At 51.9% G+C, this 20,457-nt stretch carries 15 protein-coding genes; all 15 read left to right on the top strand.

Features of this window, described 5'->3' with window-relative positions:
* Positions 1-50: 50 nt before the first annotated feature.
* The 15 genes from BA6348_RS15755 (at position 51) to BA6348_RS15685 (ending at position 20,291) form a co-directional block, all read left to right on the top strand.
* Positions 51-698: a TetR/AcrR family transcriptional regulator gene (locus tag BA6348_RS15755; protein ID WP_005829556.1), complete on the top strand. Its 648-nt coding sequence runs from the start codon at positions 51-53 to the stop codon at positions 696-698.
* A gap of 227 nt (positions 699-925) precedes the next feature.
* Positions 926-1,462: an acetyl-CoA carboxylase biotin carboxyl carrier protein gene (accB, locus tag BA6348_RS15750; protein WP_025847684.1), complete on the top strand. Its 537-nt coding sequence runs from the start codon at positions 926-928 to the stop codon at positions 1,460-1,462.
* A 33-nt stretch (positions 1,463-1,495) separates the two neighbouring features.
* Complete coding sequence (locus BA6348_RS15745; RefSeq protein ID WP_122953416.1) at positions 1,496-3,622, top strand: methylmalonyl-CoA mutase family protein; 2,127 nt, start codon at positions 1,496-1,498, stop codon at positions 3,620-3,622.
* Positions 3,619-5,802: a methylmalonyl-CoA mutase gene (gene scpA / locus BA6348_RS15740; RefSeq protein WP_122953415.1), complete on the top strand. Its 2,184-nt coding sequence runs from the start codon at positions 3,619-3,621 to the stop codon at positions 5,800-5,802. The genes BA6348_RS15745 and scpA overlap by 4 nt, the downstream gene beginning before the upstream one ends.
* The gene (gene meaB / locus BA6348_RS15735) at positions 5,799-6,845 is read left to right on the top strand and encodes a methylmalonyl Co-A mutase-associated GTPase MeaB (protein ID WP_005829564.1); all 1,047 of its coding nucleotides are present in this window, start codon (positions 5,799-5,801) and stop codon (positions 6,843-6,845) included. The genes scpA and meaB overlap by 4 nt, the downstream gene beginning before the upstream one ends.
* Positions 6,846-6,866: 21 nt before the next feature.
* Complete coding sequence (locus BA6348_RS15730; protein ID WP_025847690.1) at positions 6,867-8,417, top strand: acyl-CoA carboxylase subunit beta; 1,551 nt, start codon at positions 6,867-6,869, stop codon at positions 8,415-8,417.
* 17 nt (positions 8,418-8,434) lie between these two features.
* The gene (locus BA6348_RS15725) at positions 8,435-8,896 is read left to right on the top strand and encodes an acetyl-CoA carboxylase biotin carboxyl carrier protein (RefSeq protein ID WP_005829567.1); all 462 of its coding nucleotides are present in this window, start codon (positions 8,435-8,437) and stop codon (positions 8,894-8,896) included.
* A gap of 14 nt (positions 8,897-8,910) precedes the next feature.
* Positions 8,911-10,287 (top strand): acetyl-CoA carboxylase biotin carboxylase subunit, encoded by a 1,377-nt coding sequence (accC, locus tag BA6348_RS15720; protein WP_005829569.1) that lies wholly within the window; start codon positions 8,911-8,913, stop codon positions 10,285-10,287.
* 375 nt (positions 10,288-10,662) lie between these two features.
* Entirely contained in the window at positions 10,663-12,141 is a 1,479-nt protein-coding gene (locus BA6348_RS15715) for an Lsa family ABC-F type ribosomal protection protein (protein ID WP_026557145.1), read from the top strand.
* A 114-nt stretch (positions 12,142-12,255) separates the two neighbouring features.
* Positions 12,256-12,840 (top strand): hypothetical protein, encoded by a 585-nt coding sequence (locus tag BA6348_RS15710; RefSeq protein ID WP_122953414.1) that lies wholly within the window; start codon positions 12,256-12,258, stop codon positions 12,838-12,840.
* 25 nt (positions 12,841-12,865) lie between these two features.
* Positions 12,866-13,204 (top strand): hypothetical protein, encoded by a 339-nt coding sequence (locus tag BA6348_RS15705; protein WP_007786377.1) that lies wholly within the window; start codon positions 12,866-12,868, stop codon positions 13,202-13,204.
* A 491-nt stretch (positions 13,205-13,695) separates the two neighbouring features.
* Positions 13,696-15,270, top strand: coding sequence for a type I restriction-modification system subunit M (locus tag BA6348_RS15700; protein ID WP_122953413.1), 1,575 nt, complete (start codon positions 13,696-13,698; stop codon positions 15,268-15,270).
* Positions 15,270-16,058, top strand: coding sequence for a hypothetical protein (locus BA6348_RS15695; protein ID WP_122953412.1), 789 nt, complete (start codon positions 15,270-15,272; stop codon positions 16,056-16,058). The genes BA6348_RS15700 and BA6348_RS15695 overlap by 1 nt, the downstream gene beginning before the upstream one ends.
* Positions 16,051-17,214, top strand: a complete 1,164-nt coding sequence (locus BA6348_RS15690; protein WP_122953411.1) for a restriction endonuclease subunit S — start codon at positions 16,051-16,053, stop codon at positions 17,212-17,214. Before BA6348_RS15695 ends, BA6348_RS15690 begins: the two co-directional genes overlap by 8 nt.
* Positions 17,211-20,291: a type I restriction endonuclease subunit R gene (locus BA6348_RS15685; RefSeq protein ID WP_122953410.1), complete on the top strand. Its 3,081-nt coding sequence runs from the start codon at positions 17,211-17,213 to the stop codon at positions 20,289-20,291. Before BA6348_RS15690 ends, BA6348_RS15685 begins: the two co-directional genes overlap by 4 nt.
* Positions 20,292-20,457 lie beyond the last annotated feature (166 nt).

Below are 20,457 nucleotides of genomic sequence, written 5' to 3'. Positions count from 1 at the left end.
CTGCCATTGAGAAACGGATTTCTATGCTATAATGATCTCGGGTGAAGATAATGAGCGAAAAATCAATCAGAGAACGAATCATCGAAACATCCATGCGCTTGTTCGAAGCACATGGCTACCACCGGGTGACCGTCGACCAAATCGTCAAGGAAAGCGGAACCTCGAAGGGAGGATTTTATCACAACTTCAAATCCAAGGATGAACTCCTCTACATCATTCACGACCAATTCATTACGTACGTTCTGGAAAAAGCAGAGGAAGCTTACGAGAAATGGGATACGCCGACGGAACGCCTGCAGGCGATCGTAAAATCGTTTGTCATGATGATTGATCTGTACCGCTCACAGGTAACGATTTTTTATCAGGAAAGCCTCTTTTTGACCCCGGAATATTTTACGGATATTGAAACGAAGCGGGATCGCTACAAAAAGATCATGTTTACGGTCATCTCGGACGGGATTCAGTCAGGCGAATTTCGGCCGGAGCTGCCTGTGCCGATCGTCTCCATGGCGATTTTCGGCATGGTCAACTGGATTTACAAATGGTATCAAAAAACAGGGACGTACTCGATCGAGCAGATTGCGGACATTTACGCCGACATGGTGCTGCATTCCGTTTTGAAGCCCGAGGCGATGGAAAATCCGGCGTTCAACCGTTTTTTCCTGACGTCTGGCGACACGCCGTTCAAGTCGTTTTAAAGCAGGAGGGATCAGGCGGCTACTCGCCGTTTGCTGGCAAGAGAGCAGGGGCATAGTCGCTTCACGGTCCGCTTAAAAATGTATCGCGCAGACTGACTGGTTGGTCTGTACTATTATTCAGATATTTGCTATAATCAGCAAAAGACCAACTGGTCGGTCCAGTAGACACTCCACAGACCAACCAGTCGGTTCGTAAAAGACAGACTCGGAACACGGGAGGAATAAGTGTGCTGACGATCTATGAATTGAGAGAACTTGTAAAGCTGTTGGAGCAGACGGACATAGAATCGCTCGAAGTAAAAGACGAGGAATCCCGCCTGCGCATCAAACGACGCACGAATGAGACTGCGACAGCCGACAAAGCGGCCTACGTGCAAAAGACGGAGCCTGGCAAAAAAGCGGCTGCGGTCGTTGCCTTGCCACAACCTGAAAAAGCGCCTGTCCAGCAACCGAAGCCGCAACCTGTGGCTGTAGCTGTAGCAGAAAAAGTCGCTCCGGCCGCAGTCGCTGAACAGACGGAAAGTTTGCACAAAATTACCTCCCCGATGGTCGGGACCTTCTATGCCGCTCCGGCCGAGGATGCTCCGCCGTACGTTTCCGCGGGCGACCGCGTAGAGCCGTCAAGCATCGTTTGTATTGTCGAGGCCATGAAGCTGTTTAACGAGATTGAGGCAGAGGTAAAAGGGGAAATCGTTCAAGTACTGGTGGAAAATGGTCAGTTGGTTGAGCATGGTCAGCCGCTGTTTCTCGTAAAGCTTGCCTAGAAGGAAAGCGCGATTGAAGGGAGGTCTGGACAAGTGAACAAAGACACGCTGTTTACGCAATTTCCCGTGCCGACGTACGAGCAGTGGCGGGAAGCCGCAGAAAAATCGTTGAAGGGCGCGTCATTCGATGCCAAACTGTTGACCAAGACGTATGAAGGAATCGTCCGCCAGCCGATCTACCGGACGGAAGATGTCGCAACATTGCCACAGCTAGACGTGGAGCCAGGCCAGGCGCCATTTGTCAGGGGAACGAAAAGTCCGTACGGAGGCGGCGCACAGCGCTGGGAGGTCTGCCAGGAGATGACGGCCTCGGACGCCAAGTCGTTTAACGAAACGGCCCTCGCGGATTTGGCTCGCGGACAAACGATGCTGCACCTCGTCCTCGACCGGGCGGCACGGGCAGGACTGGACCCGGATGAAGCGCTGCCAGAAGACATCGGAGCAGGGGGCGTCTCGCTTTTTTCCGTGGAGGATTTGGCTGAGGCGCTGCGTGGACTGAACCTGGAGGAACTGCCGATTTTCATCCCATCCGGGCCGCTCGGCTTGCCAGTGTTTGTCCTCGTGTTGGCTCATCTGGAAGCGAGCGGGTGCAAAGCCGGAGAACTGCGCGGCTGCATCGGCCAAGACCCGGTGGCAGCGCTGCTCGCAGATGGCGAGCTTCCGTACTCGCTGGACACGGCGTTTGCCGCCATGGCGAAAATGACGCGCTGGGCGAGCGAGCATGCGCCGCAGCTCAAAACGATTCTCGTCCAAGGCAACGCCTACTACGAAAGCGGCGGTCATGCGGTTGCCGAGCTTGCGTTTTCGCTGGCGACGGGCGTCGACTACATCCAGGCCATGCTGGAGCGCGGGCTGTCGATTGAGGAAGCGGCGGGCCGGATGCAGTTTTCTTTTTCCGTCGGCTCTGACGTGTTCATGGAAATCGCGAAGCTGCGGGCCGCGAAAATGCTCTGGGCGAATATCGTCGCTTCCTATGGAGGCTCGACCGAGGCCCAGAAGATGAAGATTCACGCGCGGACGGCCGCCTGGACGAAAACGGTGTACGATCCGTACGTCAACATGCTGCGCGCGACGACGGAAGCGTTTTCGGCGATTGTCGGCGGGGTAGACAGCCTGCACGTGTCGGCGTTCGACGAAGCGATCCGCCCGGCAAACGAATTTTCCCGGCGCATTGCCCGCAACACGCAAATCATTTTGGAGCAGGAGGCGCACTTGGCGAAGGTGGCAGACCCTGCCGGCGGCTCGTGGTACGTGGAATGGCTCACCGATGAGCTGGCGAAAAAAGCGTGGGAGCTGTTTTTGCAGGTAGAGGAAAAGGGCGGCATGCTTCGGGCGCTGGCGGAAGGCTTCCCGCAAAGCGTGATTGCAGAGAGCGCCGCGCGCAAGGAAAAAGATATCGCCGAGCGCAAAAGCCGCATCGTCGGCACGAACATGTATCCGAATCCGTCCGAGCAGCCGTTGCCGCAACAGGCGGCACCTGCCCTGCATGAACAGCGCATCGCCGAGCTGCACGCTCATCGGGCGAGAACAGCGCCGTCTGCGTTTTCCGAACGGCTGGCAAAGCTCGCGCACGACGCAGAAGAGTGGGTCGGCCATGCGGTACAGGCCGCGCTCGCCGGAGCGACCATAGGCGATATCGCCAAAGCGCTGACCCGCTTCGGGCAAACAGCGACCGTTATTGCCCCGCTGCGCACGCACCGCGCGGCCGAGGCGTTTGAAGCGCTCCGCAAACAGGCGGACGACTATACGCACAGGACCGGGCAGCGCCCGAGCGTCTTTCTCGCGGCAGTCGGCCCTGTGGCGAAGCATAAAGCGAGGGCGGATTTTGCCGCCGAGTTTTTTGCCGTCGGAGGCTTTGCGGTTTTGCGCCCGCAAGCATACGGCACTGCCGCAGAGGCCAAGGAAGCGGCGCTCGCCTCCGGAGCCAAAATTACCGTCATCTGCTCCGACGATGCGAGCTATCCCGAACTGGTGCCGCCGCTCGCCCAGGCGCTCAAGCAGGAAGCTGCCGACATGACCGTGCTGCTTGCCGGCTTGCCTGACGCCGAGCAGTTGGCCGCGTACAAGGCGGCTGGCGTAGATGACTGCATCCATTTGCGCTCCAATTGCTATCAGATGCTGCGAGAACTTCAGGAGCGGACAGGAGTGAGCTCACGATGAACAGACCTGATTTTTCCAAAGTGCCGTATCGTGGCAGCCGGGACATTTCCGATCTGTTTCCAAACCATGTGGCATCCGCCGAAGCGAAAAAGCTTCTGGATGAGCAGATTTGGCAGACGCTGGAGCAAATTCCCGTCAAGCCTCTCTATACAAAAGAAGACGTGCAAGGCATGACGCATCTCGGCTACATGCCGGGCTTGCCGCCGTATTTTCGCGGGCCGTATCCGACGATGTACGTGACGCAGCCGTGGACGGTGCGCCAGTATGCCGGCTTTTCCACGGCGGAGGAGAGCAACGCCTTCTATCGCCGCAATTTGGCGGCCGGACAAAAAGGGCTGTCGATTGCCTTTGACCTCGCGACGCATCGCGGCTACGATTCCGACCACCCGCGGGTCGTCGGCGACGTCGGGAAGGCCGGGGTGGCGGTAGACTCGATTCTCGACATGAAAATTTTGTTCGACGGCATTCCGCTGGACAAAATGTCTGTCTCGATGACGATGAACGGAGCGGTGCTGCCGATCATGGCGTTTTACATCGTGGCGGCAGAAGAGCAGGGCGTCTCGCAGGACCAGTTGACCGGAACGATCCAAAACGACATTTTGAAGGAATACATGGTGCGCAATACGTACATTTATCCGCCGGAAGCGTCGATGAAGATCATTTCCGATATTTTCGCCTACACCTCGAAGCACATGCCGAAATTCAACAGCATCAGCATCTCCGGCTACCACCTGCAGGAAGCGGGCGCGACGGCGGACATCGAGCTGGCGTACACGCTGGCAGACGGGCTGGAGTACGTGCGCACAGGGCTTGCCGCTGGAATCGACATCGACGCATTCGCGCCGCGCCTGTCGTTTTTCTGGGCGATCGGCATGAACTACTTCATGGAAGTCGCGAAAATGCGGGCAGCCCGCCTGATCTGGGCGAGCCTCATCAAGCAGTTCAACCCGAAAAACGAAAAGTCGATGGCGCTGCGAACCCACTCGCAGACGTCCGGCTGGAGCCTGACGGAGCAAGACCCGTACAACAACGTCGTGCGGACGTGCATCGAAGCGATGGCGGCGGCGCTCGGGCATACCCAGTCGCTGCATACGAACGCGCTCGACGAGGCAATCGCGCTGCCGACCGACTTTTCCGCCCGGATTGCGCGCAACACACAGCTTTTTTTGCAGGACGAGACGCAGATTACGAAGGTCGTCGATCCGTGGGCTGGCTCGTACTACGTCGAGTCGCTGACGGCGCAGCTCGTGGAAAAAGCGTGGGCGCACATCGAAGAGATCGAAGCGCTGGGCGGCATGGCCAAGGCGATTGAGACCGGCCTGCCGAAAATGAAGATCGAGGAAGCGGCCGCAAGACGCCAGGCGCACATCGACTCGGCGAAAGAAGCGATCATCGGCGTAAACAAATACCGGCTGGACAAGGAAGACCCGCTGGAAATTCTCGAAGTCGACAATACGGCGGTGCGCGAGGCGCAAATCCGGCGGTTGCAGGAGCTGCGACAAAACCGCGACGAGGCGAGAGTGCAGGCGGCTCTGTCGGCGATTACGGAGTGCGCGCGCACAGGCGAAGGCAACCTGCTTGCGCTGGCGATTGAAGCGGCGCGGGCACGGGCTTCGCTCGGGGAAATTTCGGACGCCTACGAAAAAGTGGTCGGCCGCCACAAAGCGGTCATTCGCTCGATCAGCGGCGTCTACAGCTCGGAATACGCGGATGCGGAAGAAGTGGCAGCCGTGCGCAAGATGGCGGACGAGTTCGAGCAGTGGGAAGGCAGACGCCCGCGCATCATGATCGCCAAAATGGGCCAGGACGGGCACGACCGAGGCGCCAAAGTGATCGCGACTGCTTTTGCCGACCTCGGCTTTGACGTCGACATCGGGCCGCTGTTCCAGACACCGGAGGAAACAGCCAAGCAAGCGGTGGAAAACGACGTGCACGTCATCGGCTTCAGCTCGCTGGCCGCAGGGCACAAGACGCTGCTGCCGCAACTCGTCGAGGAGCTGAAAAAGCTCGGGCGCGAGGACATCGTCGTCGTCATCGGCGGGGTCATTCCGCCGCAAGATTACGCGTTTTTGCGCGAGCACGGCGCTGCTGCCATCTTCGGTCCGGGTACGGTGATTCCGGTAGCGGCCCAGCACGTTTTGCAGGAGATTGTGCATCGGCTGGAGGCTGCTGGCCTATGAGCGCAGGTGGAGACGGCAAGGCTTCGCTGAACTTTTCCTCCAAAGTCCGCCTCCCGCGCCTCTCCGTCGAGCAGTACGTAAAGGGCGTGCGCGAAAACAACCGGACCGTGCTCGCGCAGGCGATTACGCTTGTCGAGAGCAACTCCGCCGCCCATATGGAGATGGCTCAGGAGGTGATCCGCCAGCTTTTGCCGCACACGGGAAATTCGATTCGCATCGGCGTGTCCGGCGTGCCGGGAGCGGGCAAGAGTACGTTTATCGAAGCATTTGGCACGATGCTGTGCGAAAAAGGCCACCGGGTCGCCGTGCTCGCGGTCGATCCGAGCAGCACGGTGACGCGCGGCAGCATTCTCGGGGACAAGACGCGGATGGAGCTGTTGTCGCGCAATCCGCAGGCGTTCATCCGGCCGTCCGCGACGGGCGGGACGCTTGGCGGCGTCAACCGCAAGACGCGGGAGACGATGCTGATTTGCGAAGCGGCAGGTTACGACGTGATTCTGGTCGAGACGGTCGGTGTCGGGCAAAGCGAGACGACGGTCAGGTCGATGGTCGATTTCTTTTTGCTGCTGATGCTGACGGGAGCGGGCGACGAGCTGCAAGGCATCAAAAAAGGCATCATGGAAATTGCCGATGCGCTGTTGATTCACAAGGCAGACGGGGAAAACCGCACCCGCGCGCTGATCGCCAAGGGCGAATACAACCGGGTGCTGCACTACTTGCAGCCTGCGACAACCGGCTGGGAGACGAAGGCGTACATGTGTTCGTCCGTGACTGGCGAAGGGATTCCCGAGATATGGGACGTCATCGGACAGTTCCGCGAGACGACCGTGAAGTCAGGCGGCTTCGAGGCCCGGCGCAAGGCGCAACTGCTCGACTGGATGCACAGCATGGCGCAGGACTATTTGCGCGCGACGTTTTTCGGCAATCCGCAGGTCGCGCAACTGCTGCCGGCGATTGAACAGGCTGTAGCCAGCGGAGAGCTGTCGCCGACGAGCGCAGTCCAGCAACTGGTGGCAGTCTACGAAAAAGCGATCATGAAATAGGGACAGGAAGAAGGTCGGACGATGAGCGATATGTACGAAAAAATCGACGAATTGATGGAACGCAAATTCAAAATCCAGTTGGGCGGCGGCGATGCGCGCATTGATGCCCAGCACAACCGCGGCAAGCTGACCGCCCGCGAGCGGATCGAGTTGCTGCTCGACCCGGACACGTTCGTGGAGCTGAATCCGTTTGTCGAGCACCGGGCCACGCACTTTGGGCTGGACCAGATGGAAGCGCCCGGCGAAGGCGTCGTGACGGGCTACGGCAAAATCAACGGGCGCCCCGTCTACTTGTTCGCGCAAGATTTTACCGTGTTTGGCGGCGCGCTCGGAGAAATGCACGCGATGAAAATTGCCAAGGTGATGGATTTGGCGGCGAAAAACGGCGCTCCGTTCATCGGGCTGAACGACTCCGGCGGCGCGCGCATCCAGGAAGGCGTCAGCTCGCTTGACGGCTACGGCACGATTTTTTACCGCAATGCGATCTACTCCGGCGTCATCCCGCAAATCTCGGTCATTCTCGGCCCGTGCGCAGGCGGCGCTGTCTACTCTCCGGCGATTACCGACTTCGTGTTCATGGTGGAAAAGACAAGCCAGATGTTCATTACGGGTCCGAAAGTCATCGAAACGGTGACGGGCGAGAAAATTTCCGCGGAAGATTTGGGCGGCGCGCGGGTGCATTCTTCCGTCAGCGGCAACGCCCACTTCACGGCCGAGTCCGAGCAGGAGGTGCTCGAAAGCGTGCGCAGGCTGCTTGGCTTCCTGCCGCAAAACAACCGCGATCGCGCCCCTGTGGCGGAAGCGGAAGTCGGCAAGGACTGGCAGGAGGAACTGCTGGAGCTGGTGCCTGCCGAGAGCACAAAAGTGTACGATGTGCGCAAGGTGATCGAAAAAATCGTCGACTTCGGCGACTTCATGGAGGTGCAGCCGAACTTCGCCCGCAACATCGTCATCGGACTGGCCCGCATCGACGGACACAGCGTCGGGATCATCGCCAACCAGCCGAAGGTGATGGCTGGAGGACTCGACATTCATTCCTCCGACAAGCTGGCGCGGTTCATCCGCTTCTGCGATTGCTTCAACATCCCGCTCTTGACCTTCGAGGACGTCTCCGGCTTTTTCCCGGGGATCAACCAGGAGCACGGGGGAATCATCCGCCACGGCGCGAAAATTTTGTACGCCTACTCGGAAGCGACCGTGCCGAAGATCACCGTCATTTTGCGCAAGGCATACGGCGGAGCTTACGTGGCGCTCAACTCCAAGTCGATTGGCGCCGATATCGTCTACGCCTGGCCGAATGCGGAAATCGCCGTGATGGGACCGGAAGGCGCAGCCAATGTCATTTTTGCCAAGGAAATCGAGAGCAGCGAAGACCCGGCAGCGACGCGCGCGGAAAAAATCGCGCTCTACCGCGAGAAGTTCGCCAATCCGTACGTCGCAGCCAGCCTGGGCATGGTCGACGATGTGATCGACCCGCGCGAAACTCGCCTGAAGGTCGCCCAGGCGTTGGAGATGCTCCGCAACAAGCAGGAAGAGCGTCCATATAAAAAGCATGGGAACATCCCATTGTAAGAGGGGAGCGTCTTGGAATGAAGCTGCATGAACTGCGTGAATTTATCAAGCTGGTGAACCAGTCCTCGATCGAGGAGCTGGAATGGCAAAAGGGCAAGACCCGGATCGTCATCAAAAAAAGCGAGCCTGTCGCTGTAGCGGCAGCCGAGCTCCCTGTGCAAGCAAGCGAAGTCGAGCAAGGCTACCAGGAAGCAGCGGCCACGGCTGAGGCAGAGCCTGTCGCCACCGTCGCCGAAGAAAAAGTGCCAGAGGAAGCGACACAGCTTGTCCTGTCCACATCCGTCGGCATCTTTTACGCGCAAGTGACCGTCGGCCAGGCGATCAAGGCGCAGGAGGTAGTCGGACGCTGCACCGTGGACGCGCTGCAACTGTCGTCCGACATTGTGTCGCCGGTGGCCGGGATCGTGACGGAAGTGCTTGTACCGGACGGTCAGCTCGTCGATTACGGCAGAGCGTTGCTGGTCGTCAAACCACAGTAAGAAGGAGCGTTCCTATGTTCACGAAAGTATTGATTGCCAATCGCGGCGAAATCGCCGTGCGCATTATTCGGGCGTGCCAGGAGCTGGGAATCGCCACAGTCGCCGTCTACTCGGAAGCAGACCGCGAAGCGCTGCACGTCGAGCTGGCAGACGAAGCGTATTGCATCGGCCCGAAGGAATCGAAGGACAGCTACTTGAACATGGCCCGGATCATGACGGTTGCCTTGCTCACAGGCGTGGATGCGATTCATCCCGGCTACGGCTTTTTGGCGGAAAACGCTTCGTTTGCCCAACTGTGCCAGGATTGTTCGATTACGTTCATCGGCCCTGATCCCGACGCGATCACGAAAATGGGAGACAAAGCTGTCGCCAAAGCGACGATGAGTGCGGCGAATGTGCCGCTCGTCCCAGGCACGGACGGGCTGATCGACGACATCGACGAAGCGCTGCAGGTGGCTGAGAAAATCGGCTATCCCGTGATCGTCAAGGCGACGGCGGGCGGAGGCGGCAGAGGCATGCGCGTCGCCTTTGACGCCGAGGAGCTGGAAAAAGCGATTCGCCAGGCGCAAAAAGAGGCGGAGACGGCTTTTGGCAACGCGGGCGTGTACCTGGAGAAATACGTCGAGGAGCCGCGCCATGTGGAGATTCAGGTGATGGGCGACAAGCACGGCAACGTCGTTCACCTGGGCGAGCGGGACTGCTCGATCCAGCGCCGACACCAGAAGCTGGTGGAGGAAGCGCCATCGCCTGCGCTCGATCCGGAGCTGCGCGAGCGGATGGGGCAAGCGGCTGTCGCGGCCGCGAAGGCGGTTTCGTACCACGGAGCAGGCACCGTCGAATTTTTGCTCGATCGGCACGGACAGTTTTACTTCATGGAAATGAACACGCGCATCCAGGTCGAGCATCCGGTCACGGAAATGATTACGGGCATCGACCTCATCAAAGAGCAGATTTCGGTCGCGGCGGGCAATCCGCTGTCCTTTTCCCAGGAAGACGTCAAAATCAACGGCTGGGCGATCGAGTGCCGGATCAATGCGGAAAACCCAGCGAAAAATTTCATGCCGTCGCCAGGAAAGGTCCGCAACTACTTGCCGCCGGGAGGCTACGGCGTGCGCGTCGACAGCGCCGTTTACCCGGGCTACGAGATTTCGCCGTTTTACGATTCCATGGTCGCCAAGCTGATCGTGTGGGGCACAAGCCGCGAAGAAGCGCTTGCTCGCATGAAGCGGGCCTTGCGCGAGTTCGTGATCGAAGGCGTGCACACGACCATTCCGTTTCACGAAAAGCTGCTGGAGCATCCTGATTTTGTCTCGGGCCATTTCGCGACCAACTTTTTGGAGAAAAATCCGCTGGAGCTGAAGGAAACCGAAGCCGCAAGCGGCGGCAAATGACGAAAGCGCTCGGGTTCGGTTCGCCAGGCGGGCAAGGGGCAGAAGCTCTGCGCGCAGCCTGGCGACACCGGGACATTTGCTCGTGGAGCGAGCGTGCCGGATAGTTGATAGAAGCAGCGCGGTATGGTAAGATAGTTGTACTTTGATGACTGGAGTTGAAGCCGATGAAGTAAGCTTTCTTGCTCAAAAAAGGAAAACAAGTGCGTTTTTTTCGCATGCTTATTTCCTTCTATGCAAGAAAGTTACTACATCTGTTCACTCAAGCGATATATCCAAATCCGGCTCCTGGGTGGAGTAGGTTTTGTTATACGTATTTGAGCTGCAAGAGAGTAACTTTCTTGCAGCTCTTCTATTTTTATCCAGGGGGATGAGGTTATGTCGACCATCAAAGTGACGAATCTGACTTTTGCCTATGACGGCAGTTTCGATAACATTTTTGAAAACGTGAGCTTCCAGATTGATACCGATTGGAAGCTCGGCTTTACCGGAAGGAACGGCAGAGGGAAGACGACATTTCTGAACCTGCTGCTCGGCCGCTATGAATACAGCGGCACGATCTCGGCGCAGGTGCAGTTCGAATATTTTCCGTATCCAATCGAAAACAAGGAGCGAATCACCGCAGAGATCATCCAGGAGATGATTCCCGATTACATGCACTGGGAGCTTCTGCGCGAGTTTTCCTTTTTGCAGATGGACGAGGAAGTGTTGGAGCGGCCGTTTGCGACGTTGTCCAACGGCGAGCAGACGAAGGTGCTTCTTGCGGCCTTGTTTTTGAAAGAAAACAGCTTTTTGCTGATTGATGAGCCGACGAACCATCTGGACATGGGCGCCAGAAAGCTCGTCAGCGACTACCTCCAGACGAAAAGCGGCTTTATTCTCGTCTCTCACGACAGAGCTTTTCTCGACAACTGCGTCGACCACATCCTGTCTATCAACAAGACGAACATTGAGATTCAAAAAGGCAATTTTTCGACGTGGTGGGAGAACAAAGAGCGGCAGGACAACTATGAGCTGGCCGAAAACGAGCGGCTGAAAAAGGACATCAGACGGCTGTCCGAGTCCGCGAAGCGCACCAGCAACTGGTCGCACGAAGTGGAAAAAACGAAAAACGGCACGAGAAATTCCGGCTCCAAGGTAGACAAAGGGTACGTCGGCCACAAGGCAGCGAAAATGATGAAGCGCGCAAAATCGCTGGAGCAGCGCCAGCATGCGGCCATCGAAGAAAAGTCCAAGCTGCTGAAAAACGTGGAGCAAGGCGACACGTTAAAAATCGCTCCGCTTGCTTACCATAAAGATCGCCTGGTCGAGCTTGTGGACGTTGCGATTTTTTACGGAGACAAACAGGTCACGAGCGGCATCCGTTTTTCGGTTTCGCAAGGGGAGCGAATCGCGCTGTCGGGGAAAAACGGCTCGGGCAAATCGAGCATCCTCAAGCTGATTTGCGGCGAGGACGTGCGCTACACGGGAACATTCCGCAAAGGAAGCCAACTGAAAATTTCCTACGTCTCCCAGGATACATCGCATTTACAGGGCAATTTGACGGATTACGCCAGAAGCAACGGGCTGGACGAAAGCTTGTTCAAAGCGATCCTTCGCAAGCTCGATTTTTCCCGCGTGCAATTTGAAAAGGATATGGCCGCTTTCAGCGGGGGACAGAAGAAAAAGGTGCTGATCGCGAAAAGCTTGTGCGAGCGGGCGCATCTGTACGTATGGGATGAGCCGCTGAACTTTATCGACGTCATTTCGCGCATGCAGATCGAGGAGCTGCTTTTGGAGCACGCGCCGACGATTTTGTTTGTGGAGCATGACAGCGAGTTTTGCAAAAATATCGCGACAAAGGTTATCGAGTTGTAGCAGGAAGGCTGGTTTGGCAGGGCGATGCGAGAGGGCGCCGCCACTTGTTCTTGTCCTGTTTTGCACCGCCTGGACATACGGTGTAAGGAGGGACATATACGTAGAGGTGGTATCATGAGCGCCGTTTTCCAGATTTTTGCGTTCGTCATTATCGCGTACGTCTGGTTTGCCTGGCTAGTCTGGCGAAGAAGAGGGCACATACAGCCGATGCACGGGATGGTAGGCGCCATGGCGATCGGGATGCTGGTTGGGCTGATCGCTGGTCTGTTGTTTGGGCTCGTATTCCAAGGGAGCCTTTCTCGTTCCACGCTGTGGGGGATGTCGTCAGGCGCTACGGCAGGCTTTTTGGTGGGCTTGCCCTTGTCGACGCTGACCGTGGTGGAAGGCACGCTATCCGGCCTGATGGCGGGCATGATGGGGGCTATGCTTGGTGAAATGATAACGCTGGAGCAGGCGGAGCCGCTTTTGTTTTTTCTGGTGATGCTGTACACGGCATATCTTTTGCTGATGGAGAGGTGGCATCTGCCTGAACAGAAGAAGGCGGAGCCGTCCGCAACGTTGCTCGCGCTGCGGCATCCCGTCGTCGGGGCTTTGCTGTTGCTCGCTGTGTTTGTCTGGTTTCAGGCGATGAGCTTCGCGCTCCCCGAGTCAGGCGAGCGCCCAGCCAATCCGATGCATCATGAACAACGACAGAAGTGACCGACAGGAAGAACAGGAGGAAGGTATGGCGTTAAGCAAAAAAGGCACACGGAAAATTACCGTGGGGCAAACGGAATACCGCTGGGTGGTCAGCCCCGCTGCCGACGGGCTGATCGTCGTCACGATTCAGCATGCGGAAGGAACCGGGCAGTTGATCCGCGTCTATGCCAAAGCGGATGTGCATGACGCGAGGTCGGCGGGTGCGAGCGGCTCAGCGCCAACGCGCGAGCGCCGGGCAATCAAGCCATCTGAGGTGGAGGCGATCATCACGGAAGCGGTGGCGCAAGGGTGGGTCCCGGAAAAAAGCGGGGCCCCGCTCGGCTTTGACTGGAAGGGGAGTACGCTACTCAAGCGAGGCAGGTAGAGGGGGCATACGCCTTGTCGGGTAAAAAATAAAAGGGCAGTGGTCGGTCAGGAGCAACGCGCAGTATGCCGCAAGCATTACGTGCAGCACGCTCCAGGTGGGCCGCTGCCTTTTTTGATTGGATACTTTTTTTGAAGAGATGGTTGGAGAAGGAGGGATTGGGCAACGTGGTGTAGCTAGGTGGTTTAACGATGCAGTCTAACAGTATGGTTGTAGTCGCGGTATTCTTCGTTATCATTCATTGCCAGCCACTATAGCATGCGCTATAATATATCAAGTTTTGAAATCCATTCAAAAAAACTAAATATATTACAAGAGCAGCTTGCCTGTATTTTTTACGACTTTGAACCGCTGTCACCGCTGGGAGAATAACAAGCTCCAAACCGAGTCGGTTGGCATATATGCGGATTAAGGATTATAGCACTCAAAAGTTTTATCATAAAGATATTAGTGCAGAACTGGATCGCTTGTAAAAATGGGAGGAATAAAAAATGGCTGACAATAGGAAAGAACAAGAGAGAGCAGAACTGCATCGTACCATATGGAATATCGCGAATGACTTGCGTGGAAGCGTGGATGGATGGGACTTTAAGCAATACGTATTAGGGATGCTCTTTTATCGTTTCATATCAGAAAATTTAACGCATTACATCAATAAAGATGAAATTGAAGCAGGCAATGTAGACTTTGATTATGCAAATCTTCCAGATGAAGAGGCCGAGCTAGCCCGTGAGGATATGGTAAACACCAAAGGCTTTTTTATTTTACCAAGCGAGCTTTTTGAAAATGTACGAAAAAAAGCGGACAAAGATGAAAACCTCAATGAAACGCTGGAAAAAATTTTTAAAAACATAGAAGCTTCTGCACAGGGCACGCGCAGTGAAAAAAACTTTAAAGGTCTATTTGATGACATCGATGTGAACAGCAATAAACTCGGAGGAACCGTTGCTCAACGTAATGCAAGGCTTGTAAAGCTTATGAATGGCATCGCTGATATGAAGCTCGGTAACTATCAGGACAACACCATTGATGCATTCGGTGAGGCATATGAATATTTAATGGGCATGTATGCTTCCAACGCTGGAAAAAGCGGTGGTGAATACTTTACGCCTCAAGAGGTTTCAGAACTTCTGACGCTTTTGGCATTAGGGGATAAAAAAAAGGTGAACAAAGTTTATGACCCTGCTTGCGGGTCGGGATCATTGCTTTTAAAGGCTACTAAAATTATCGGTAAAAACAATGTAACAAGAGGCTTTTATGGGCAGGAAATCAATATTACTACATACAATTTATGTCGTATCAATATGTTTTTGCATGATATTAATTATGATAAGTTTGATATTGGGCACGGAGATACCTTGTCTTCACCATACATACCGCACTATGCTGAAGAACCATTTGAAGTAATTGTCTCCAATCCCCCTTATTCTATTAAATGGGCAGGCTCTGATGATGCGACATTAATCAATGATCCACGCTTTGCACCTGCTGGTGTACTTGCTCCAAAATCAAAAGCAGATCTTGCATTTATCATGCACTGTCTCTCTTGGCTTGCAACGGACGGTACAGCGGCAATTGTTTGTTTTCCAGGAATTCTGTATCGCGGCGGAGCAGAGAAGAAGATTCGCCAGTATCTGATTGATAACAACTTTATAGATTGCATTATTCAATTACCAAGTAATCTGTTTTTTGGAACAAGCATAGCCACTTGTGTCATGGTATTAAAAAAATCCAAATCCGACAACGCGACACTGTTTATTGACGCTTCAGATGAATACGTAAAGATTACAAATAATAACAAGCTCACAAAGGAAAACATTCAAAACATCGTTCAAGTTTTTAAGGCACGCCAGGAGAAGGAGCATTTTAGCCGCCTTGTACAAAACAGTCAAATTGCTGAGCAGGATTACAACCTTTCTGTTTCTACCTATGTGGAAAAGAAGGATCAACGTGAAATGATCGACATAACTGCCCTTAACGCTGAAATAAAGCGTATTGTCGCCCGTGGAGATGTGCTCAGGCGCGAGATTGACGCAATTATTGCAGAGATCGAGGGGGGGCAGTAATGCGGTTATCCGAAATATTGTCCAAACCGCCAACCCTTGAGTTTAAGCAAGTTGAGGGCTTTTTGAAAGAAAAAAAGCTTGCAATGGGCAAGCAAAAAAAAATACAAGTAGGCAGAATTGCATTAAACTACTTTTGTAAGAATTGTGCGGACGTTCGTACCTTTTGCTCTGGAGAAGAAATTTATTGCATAGGGGTAAACGGGCATCTTGTCAGTATTGATTGCGTTCTCACTTGTCATTGCGGTGCTTCCGTGCAGATTTGGTTTTTGGTGGACTGCGAGGAAGAGATCAGTGGACGTGCGCCTAAGGTTCGGGTATTAAAGCGCACGGAAAAATTGTCGCCTGACGCTTTATTAAATACAGAACAGTACGGTGAGTTTTCGGAGCTTTTAGAAAAGGCACAGCGTGCTCATCGTGAAGGGCTTGGTGCTGGTGCCATAGTGTATTTACGTAAAATTTTCGAAAAAATTACAGTCCAAACAGCCGATGCCGCTGAAATCTCCTATACCAAGTATGAGGGTGGCAACCCGAAAAATTTTTCTGATTTATTGAAACGAGTAGATGAAAGGTGCTCGATTATCCCACGTGAATTCTCTGCAAATGGGTACAAATTGTTTCGGGAATTAAGCAATATCGTACATGGCGAGTATAATGAGGAGTTAGCTTTGCAAAAATATGAATCGTTACATCGGCTTATCATTGGGATTCTTGATAATGTGAAGAACAACAAAGAACTGATGACTGCAATTGATTCATTGGGATGGGTGGAGGTGGGCACCAATGACTAAGCTCGAACAGCTTATTAATGAGCTTTGCCCGAACGGGGTTAAATATGTGAAGTTGGGTGAAGTATGCGAAATTGAAACTGGAAAACTAAATGCCAATGCCGCTGTAGAAGGTGGTAAATATCCTTTTTTTACAACTGCTAAAGAAATCAGTCGTATCGATAAATATCGCTGGGACACTGAAGCATTGCTTATCGCAGGCAATGCAAACGTAGGTGAAGTCAAACATTATAGTGGTAAATTTGAGGCTTACCAACGCACTTATGTATTAACAAATTTCAATAAATTTATTGATGTCCGTTTCTTATACTTTGTCATCAACAATGATTTGAAAGCTTATCTTGAAAATCATACTAACTCAGCCGCAATGACATATATCGTTTTGTCAACGCTACAAAGCTTCAAAGTTCCTGTTCCTCCCTTACCCGTACAGCGTGAAATTGTCAGGATCTTGGACAATTTCACAGAGCTTACAGCAGAGCTTACAGCAGAGCTTACAGCAGAGCTTACAGCGAGAAAAAAGCAATATGAATATTATCGAGATAAGCTGTTGACCTTTGGTGATGATGTACCGAGGGTGACGCTTGGGGAAATCGCCACTGATATGTATCGGGGTGCAGGTATTAAGCGTGATGAAGTTACCGAAGAAGGTTTCCCTTGCGTAAGATATGGCGAAATTTACACAACATATGGTATTTGGTTTGACACTTGCATTTCCCATACACAATATGGCACAAAAACCTTTGCACATGGGGATATTTTGTTTGCTATTACAGGCGAAAGCGTGGAGGAAATCGCTAAATCTTGTGCCTATATAGGGCATGAAACGTGCTACGCAGGCAGTGATATCGTTGTAATGAAGCATGAACAAAACCCAAAGTATTTAGCCTATGCTCTTTCTACATCTGAAGCACAGTTCCAGAAAAGTAAAGGCAAAGTGAAAAGCAAGGTTGTGCATTCCAGTATTCCAGCACTAAAAGCAATAACTATTCCTTTGCCATCGTTAGAGGAACAAGCCCGAATTGTCGACATTCTCGACCGCTTTGACAAGCTGTGCAACGACATTAGCGAAGGGTTGCCCGCTGAAATTGAGGCAAGGCGCAAGCAATATGAATACTACCGTGACAAGCTGCTCACGTTCAAGGAGGCAGGAGCATGAACCAGTTTAATATTGTTGCGGCTGACAACGAATCAACTGTTGTGGCGAAATATACCCCGTCTCACCGCAGTGAGGACACCTATCAATCGGAGGCTCAGCTTGAACGAGATTTTATCAAACAGCTTAAAGATCAACAATATGAATATATCCAAATTTCCAATGAGGAAGAGCTGATAGCGAACCTTCGCTGTCAGCTTGAAAAGCTTAATGATTATGTTTTCACCGATACAGAGTGGGACTGGTTTTTCAAAAAATGTATTGCGGGTGCGAATGACGGTATTATTGAGAAAACCCGTCGCATTCAGACCGACCATGTCCAAATTTTGAAACGGGATGATGGAACTACCAAGAACATATACCTGATTGATAAAAAGTATATCCACAATAACCGTTTACAGGTGATTAACCAATACGAAGAGCCAAACGGAACGTATTCTACACGCTATGACGTGACTATTCTTGTGAACGGACTGCCGTTGGTACACGTCGAGCTGAAAAGGCGCGGTGTAGCCATCCGGGAAGCATTTAACCAAATCAACCGTTATCAGCGGGTCAGCTTTAGTGCAGCTTCGGGTCTATTTGAATATGTGCAGATTTTTGTTATCAGCAATGGAACCCACACCAAATATTACAGCAATACCACCCGTAGCCAGCACATCAAGGAAACGGACGAAAATGAGCGGCAAAACCGAAAAAAGACAAGCAATAGCTTTGAGTTTACAAGTTTTTGGGCCGACGCAACCAATAAGATTATTGCCGATTTAAAGGACTTTACCAAAACCTTTTTTGCGAAACACACCATTCTCAATATCCTTACCCGCTATTGCGTCTTTACATCAGAGGATTTGCTGCTTGTGATGCGGCCTTATCAAATTGCGGCAACCGAAAGAATTTTAAATCGCATTGCAATCGCAACGAACTACAAAAAATACGGTACTATAGATAGCGGAGGGTATATCTGGCATACAACTGGCAGCGGCAAAACCCTCACTAGCTTTAAAACGGCGCAGCTTGCCAGCGGATTACCCTATATCGATAAGGTATTGTTTGTGGTTGACCGCAAAGATTTGGATTATCAGACCATGAAGGAATATGACCGCTTTGAAAAAGGGGCCGCAAACAGCAATACTTCCACAAGAATCCTCCAAAAGCAGTTGGAGAGCAAAACCGCAAAAATAATCATTACAACCATTCAAAAGCTTGACAAGTTTATTACAAGCAATAAAACTCACGATGTATACAAAAAGCATATTGTGATTATTTTTGACGAATGCCATCGCTCGCAATTTGGTGATATGCACCGCCGTATTACAAAGGCGTTCCAAAAATATCATTTGTTTGGGTTTACCGGTACACCTATTTTTGCGGTAAATGCAGATTCCGGCGGAGATCCCATGCTTAAAACAACCCCGCAGACCTTTGGAGATAAGCTCCATACGTATACCATTGTGGATGCAATCAATGATGGTAATGTTTTGCCTTTCCGCATCGACTACATAGATACTGTCAAAATGGCGCCGGATGTCAAAGATGAGCAGGTGCGTGCTATTGATGTGGAGAAAGCTTTAGCCGCCCCCGAACGGGTAAGCGCGATTGTAAAATATATTCTTGAACATTTCGATCAGAAAACAAAGAGAAATGAAAACCGCTCTTATTACGAATACAGAGTGATTCAAAATGTTAAGGAAATAGCAAAATCCAAAAATAATGCGGTGCTTGAAGAAAAAATCACCAAGCAGGTAAACGGTTTTAACTCAATTTTTGCCGTTGCTTCTATTCCGATGGCAATGAAATATTATAATGAATTTAAAAAGCAAATGGAGCAAATAGGGAAACGGCTAAATATTGCAACCATTTTCAGCTATACACCCAATGAAGAGGACCCAGATGAGGATTTTGACAATAACAGGCTTGATAAAACCAGCCGGGATTTCCTTGAATCGGCAATTGCTGATTATAATGAGACTTTCAACGTCAACTATGATACCTCTGCCGACAAATTTCAAAACTACTACAAAGACGTATCCCTGCGGATGAAAAATCGTGAAATCGATTTGCTTATCGTTGTCAATATGTTCCTTACAGGTTTTGATGCCACTACGCTAAATACCTTATGGGTAGATAAAAATCTGCGCCAGCACGGGTTAATTCAGGCGTTTAGCCGCACCAATCGTATACTGAACAGTGTTAAAACATTTGGAAATATTGTCTGTTTCCGTAATTTAAAACAAGCTACGGATGATGCTCTTGCTCGTTTTGGAGATAGAGAAGCCGGTGGCATTGTCTTGTTGAAAACTTACGCCGACTATTACAACGGGTACGAGGAAAATGGCAAGCATAAACCGGGATATGTTGAACTCATACAAAAGCTGATGTCCACTTATCCGTTAGGAACTGCCATTGTTGGAGAGGGAGCACAGAAGGATTTCATTCGCCTTTTTGGTGCGATTTTGCGGCTTAAAAACATACTTACTTCTTTTGACGATTTTGCTGGAAATGAAATTCTGTCTGTGCGTGATTTTCAAGATTACCAAAGCGTATATCTGGATTTATACCAAACTTTTAGTAAGCGAACGAACTCAGAAAAAGAGGATATCAATGACGACATTGTTTTTGAAATTGAGCTTGTGAAGCAGATTGAGGTTAACATTGATTATATTCTCATGCTGGTTTCAAAATATCATGAATCCAATTGCGCTGACAAAAGTCTTCTTACTGACATACGGAAGGCAGTTGATTCCAGTATTGAGCTTCGGAGCAAGAAGGAACTTATTGAAGGTTTTATTTCACGAATTAATATCGAAAGTAATGTAGATAAGGGGTGGGAATCTTTTGTTCTTGCGCAAAAGGAAGCTGATCTGACTGCACTTATTGAAGAGGAAAGACTGAAACCCGAGGAAACGTACCAGCTTATTGAGAACGCATTCCATGATGGCATGCTTAAAACAACAGGCACAGATATTGATAAAATTTTGCCGCCGATATCTCGGTTTGCTAGACAAAACAATCGTACAGAAAAAAAGCAAAGCGTTATTGAAAAATTATTGGTATTCTTTGATAAATATCGCGGATTATGATTGACTTTGTGTGTAGGGCTTCCTCAATGGATAAGAAATAGATTATTGTCAATTCCCTTAGGGAGAGCGAAGGCGCATACGAGTGCAGTTGGCATCATTCTCACTAAACTAGGCTTCACCGAGATGCCGGTTTTGCCCCGGGGAAAAATGGGCGTTTGCAACTGGA

Source organism: Brevibacillus agri (assembly GCF_004117055.1).
GTDB lineage: Bacteria > Bacillota > Bacilli > Brevibacillales > Brevibacillaceae > Brevibacillus > Brevibacillus agri.
This window is presented reverse-complemented; position numbering and strand designations above follow the sequence as displayed.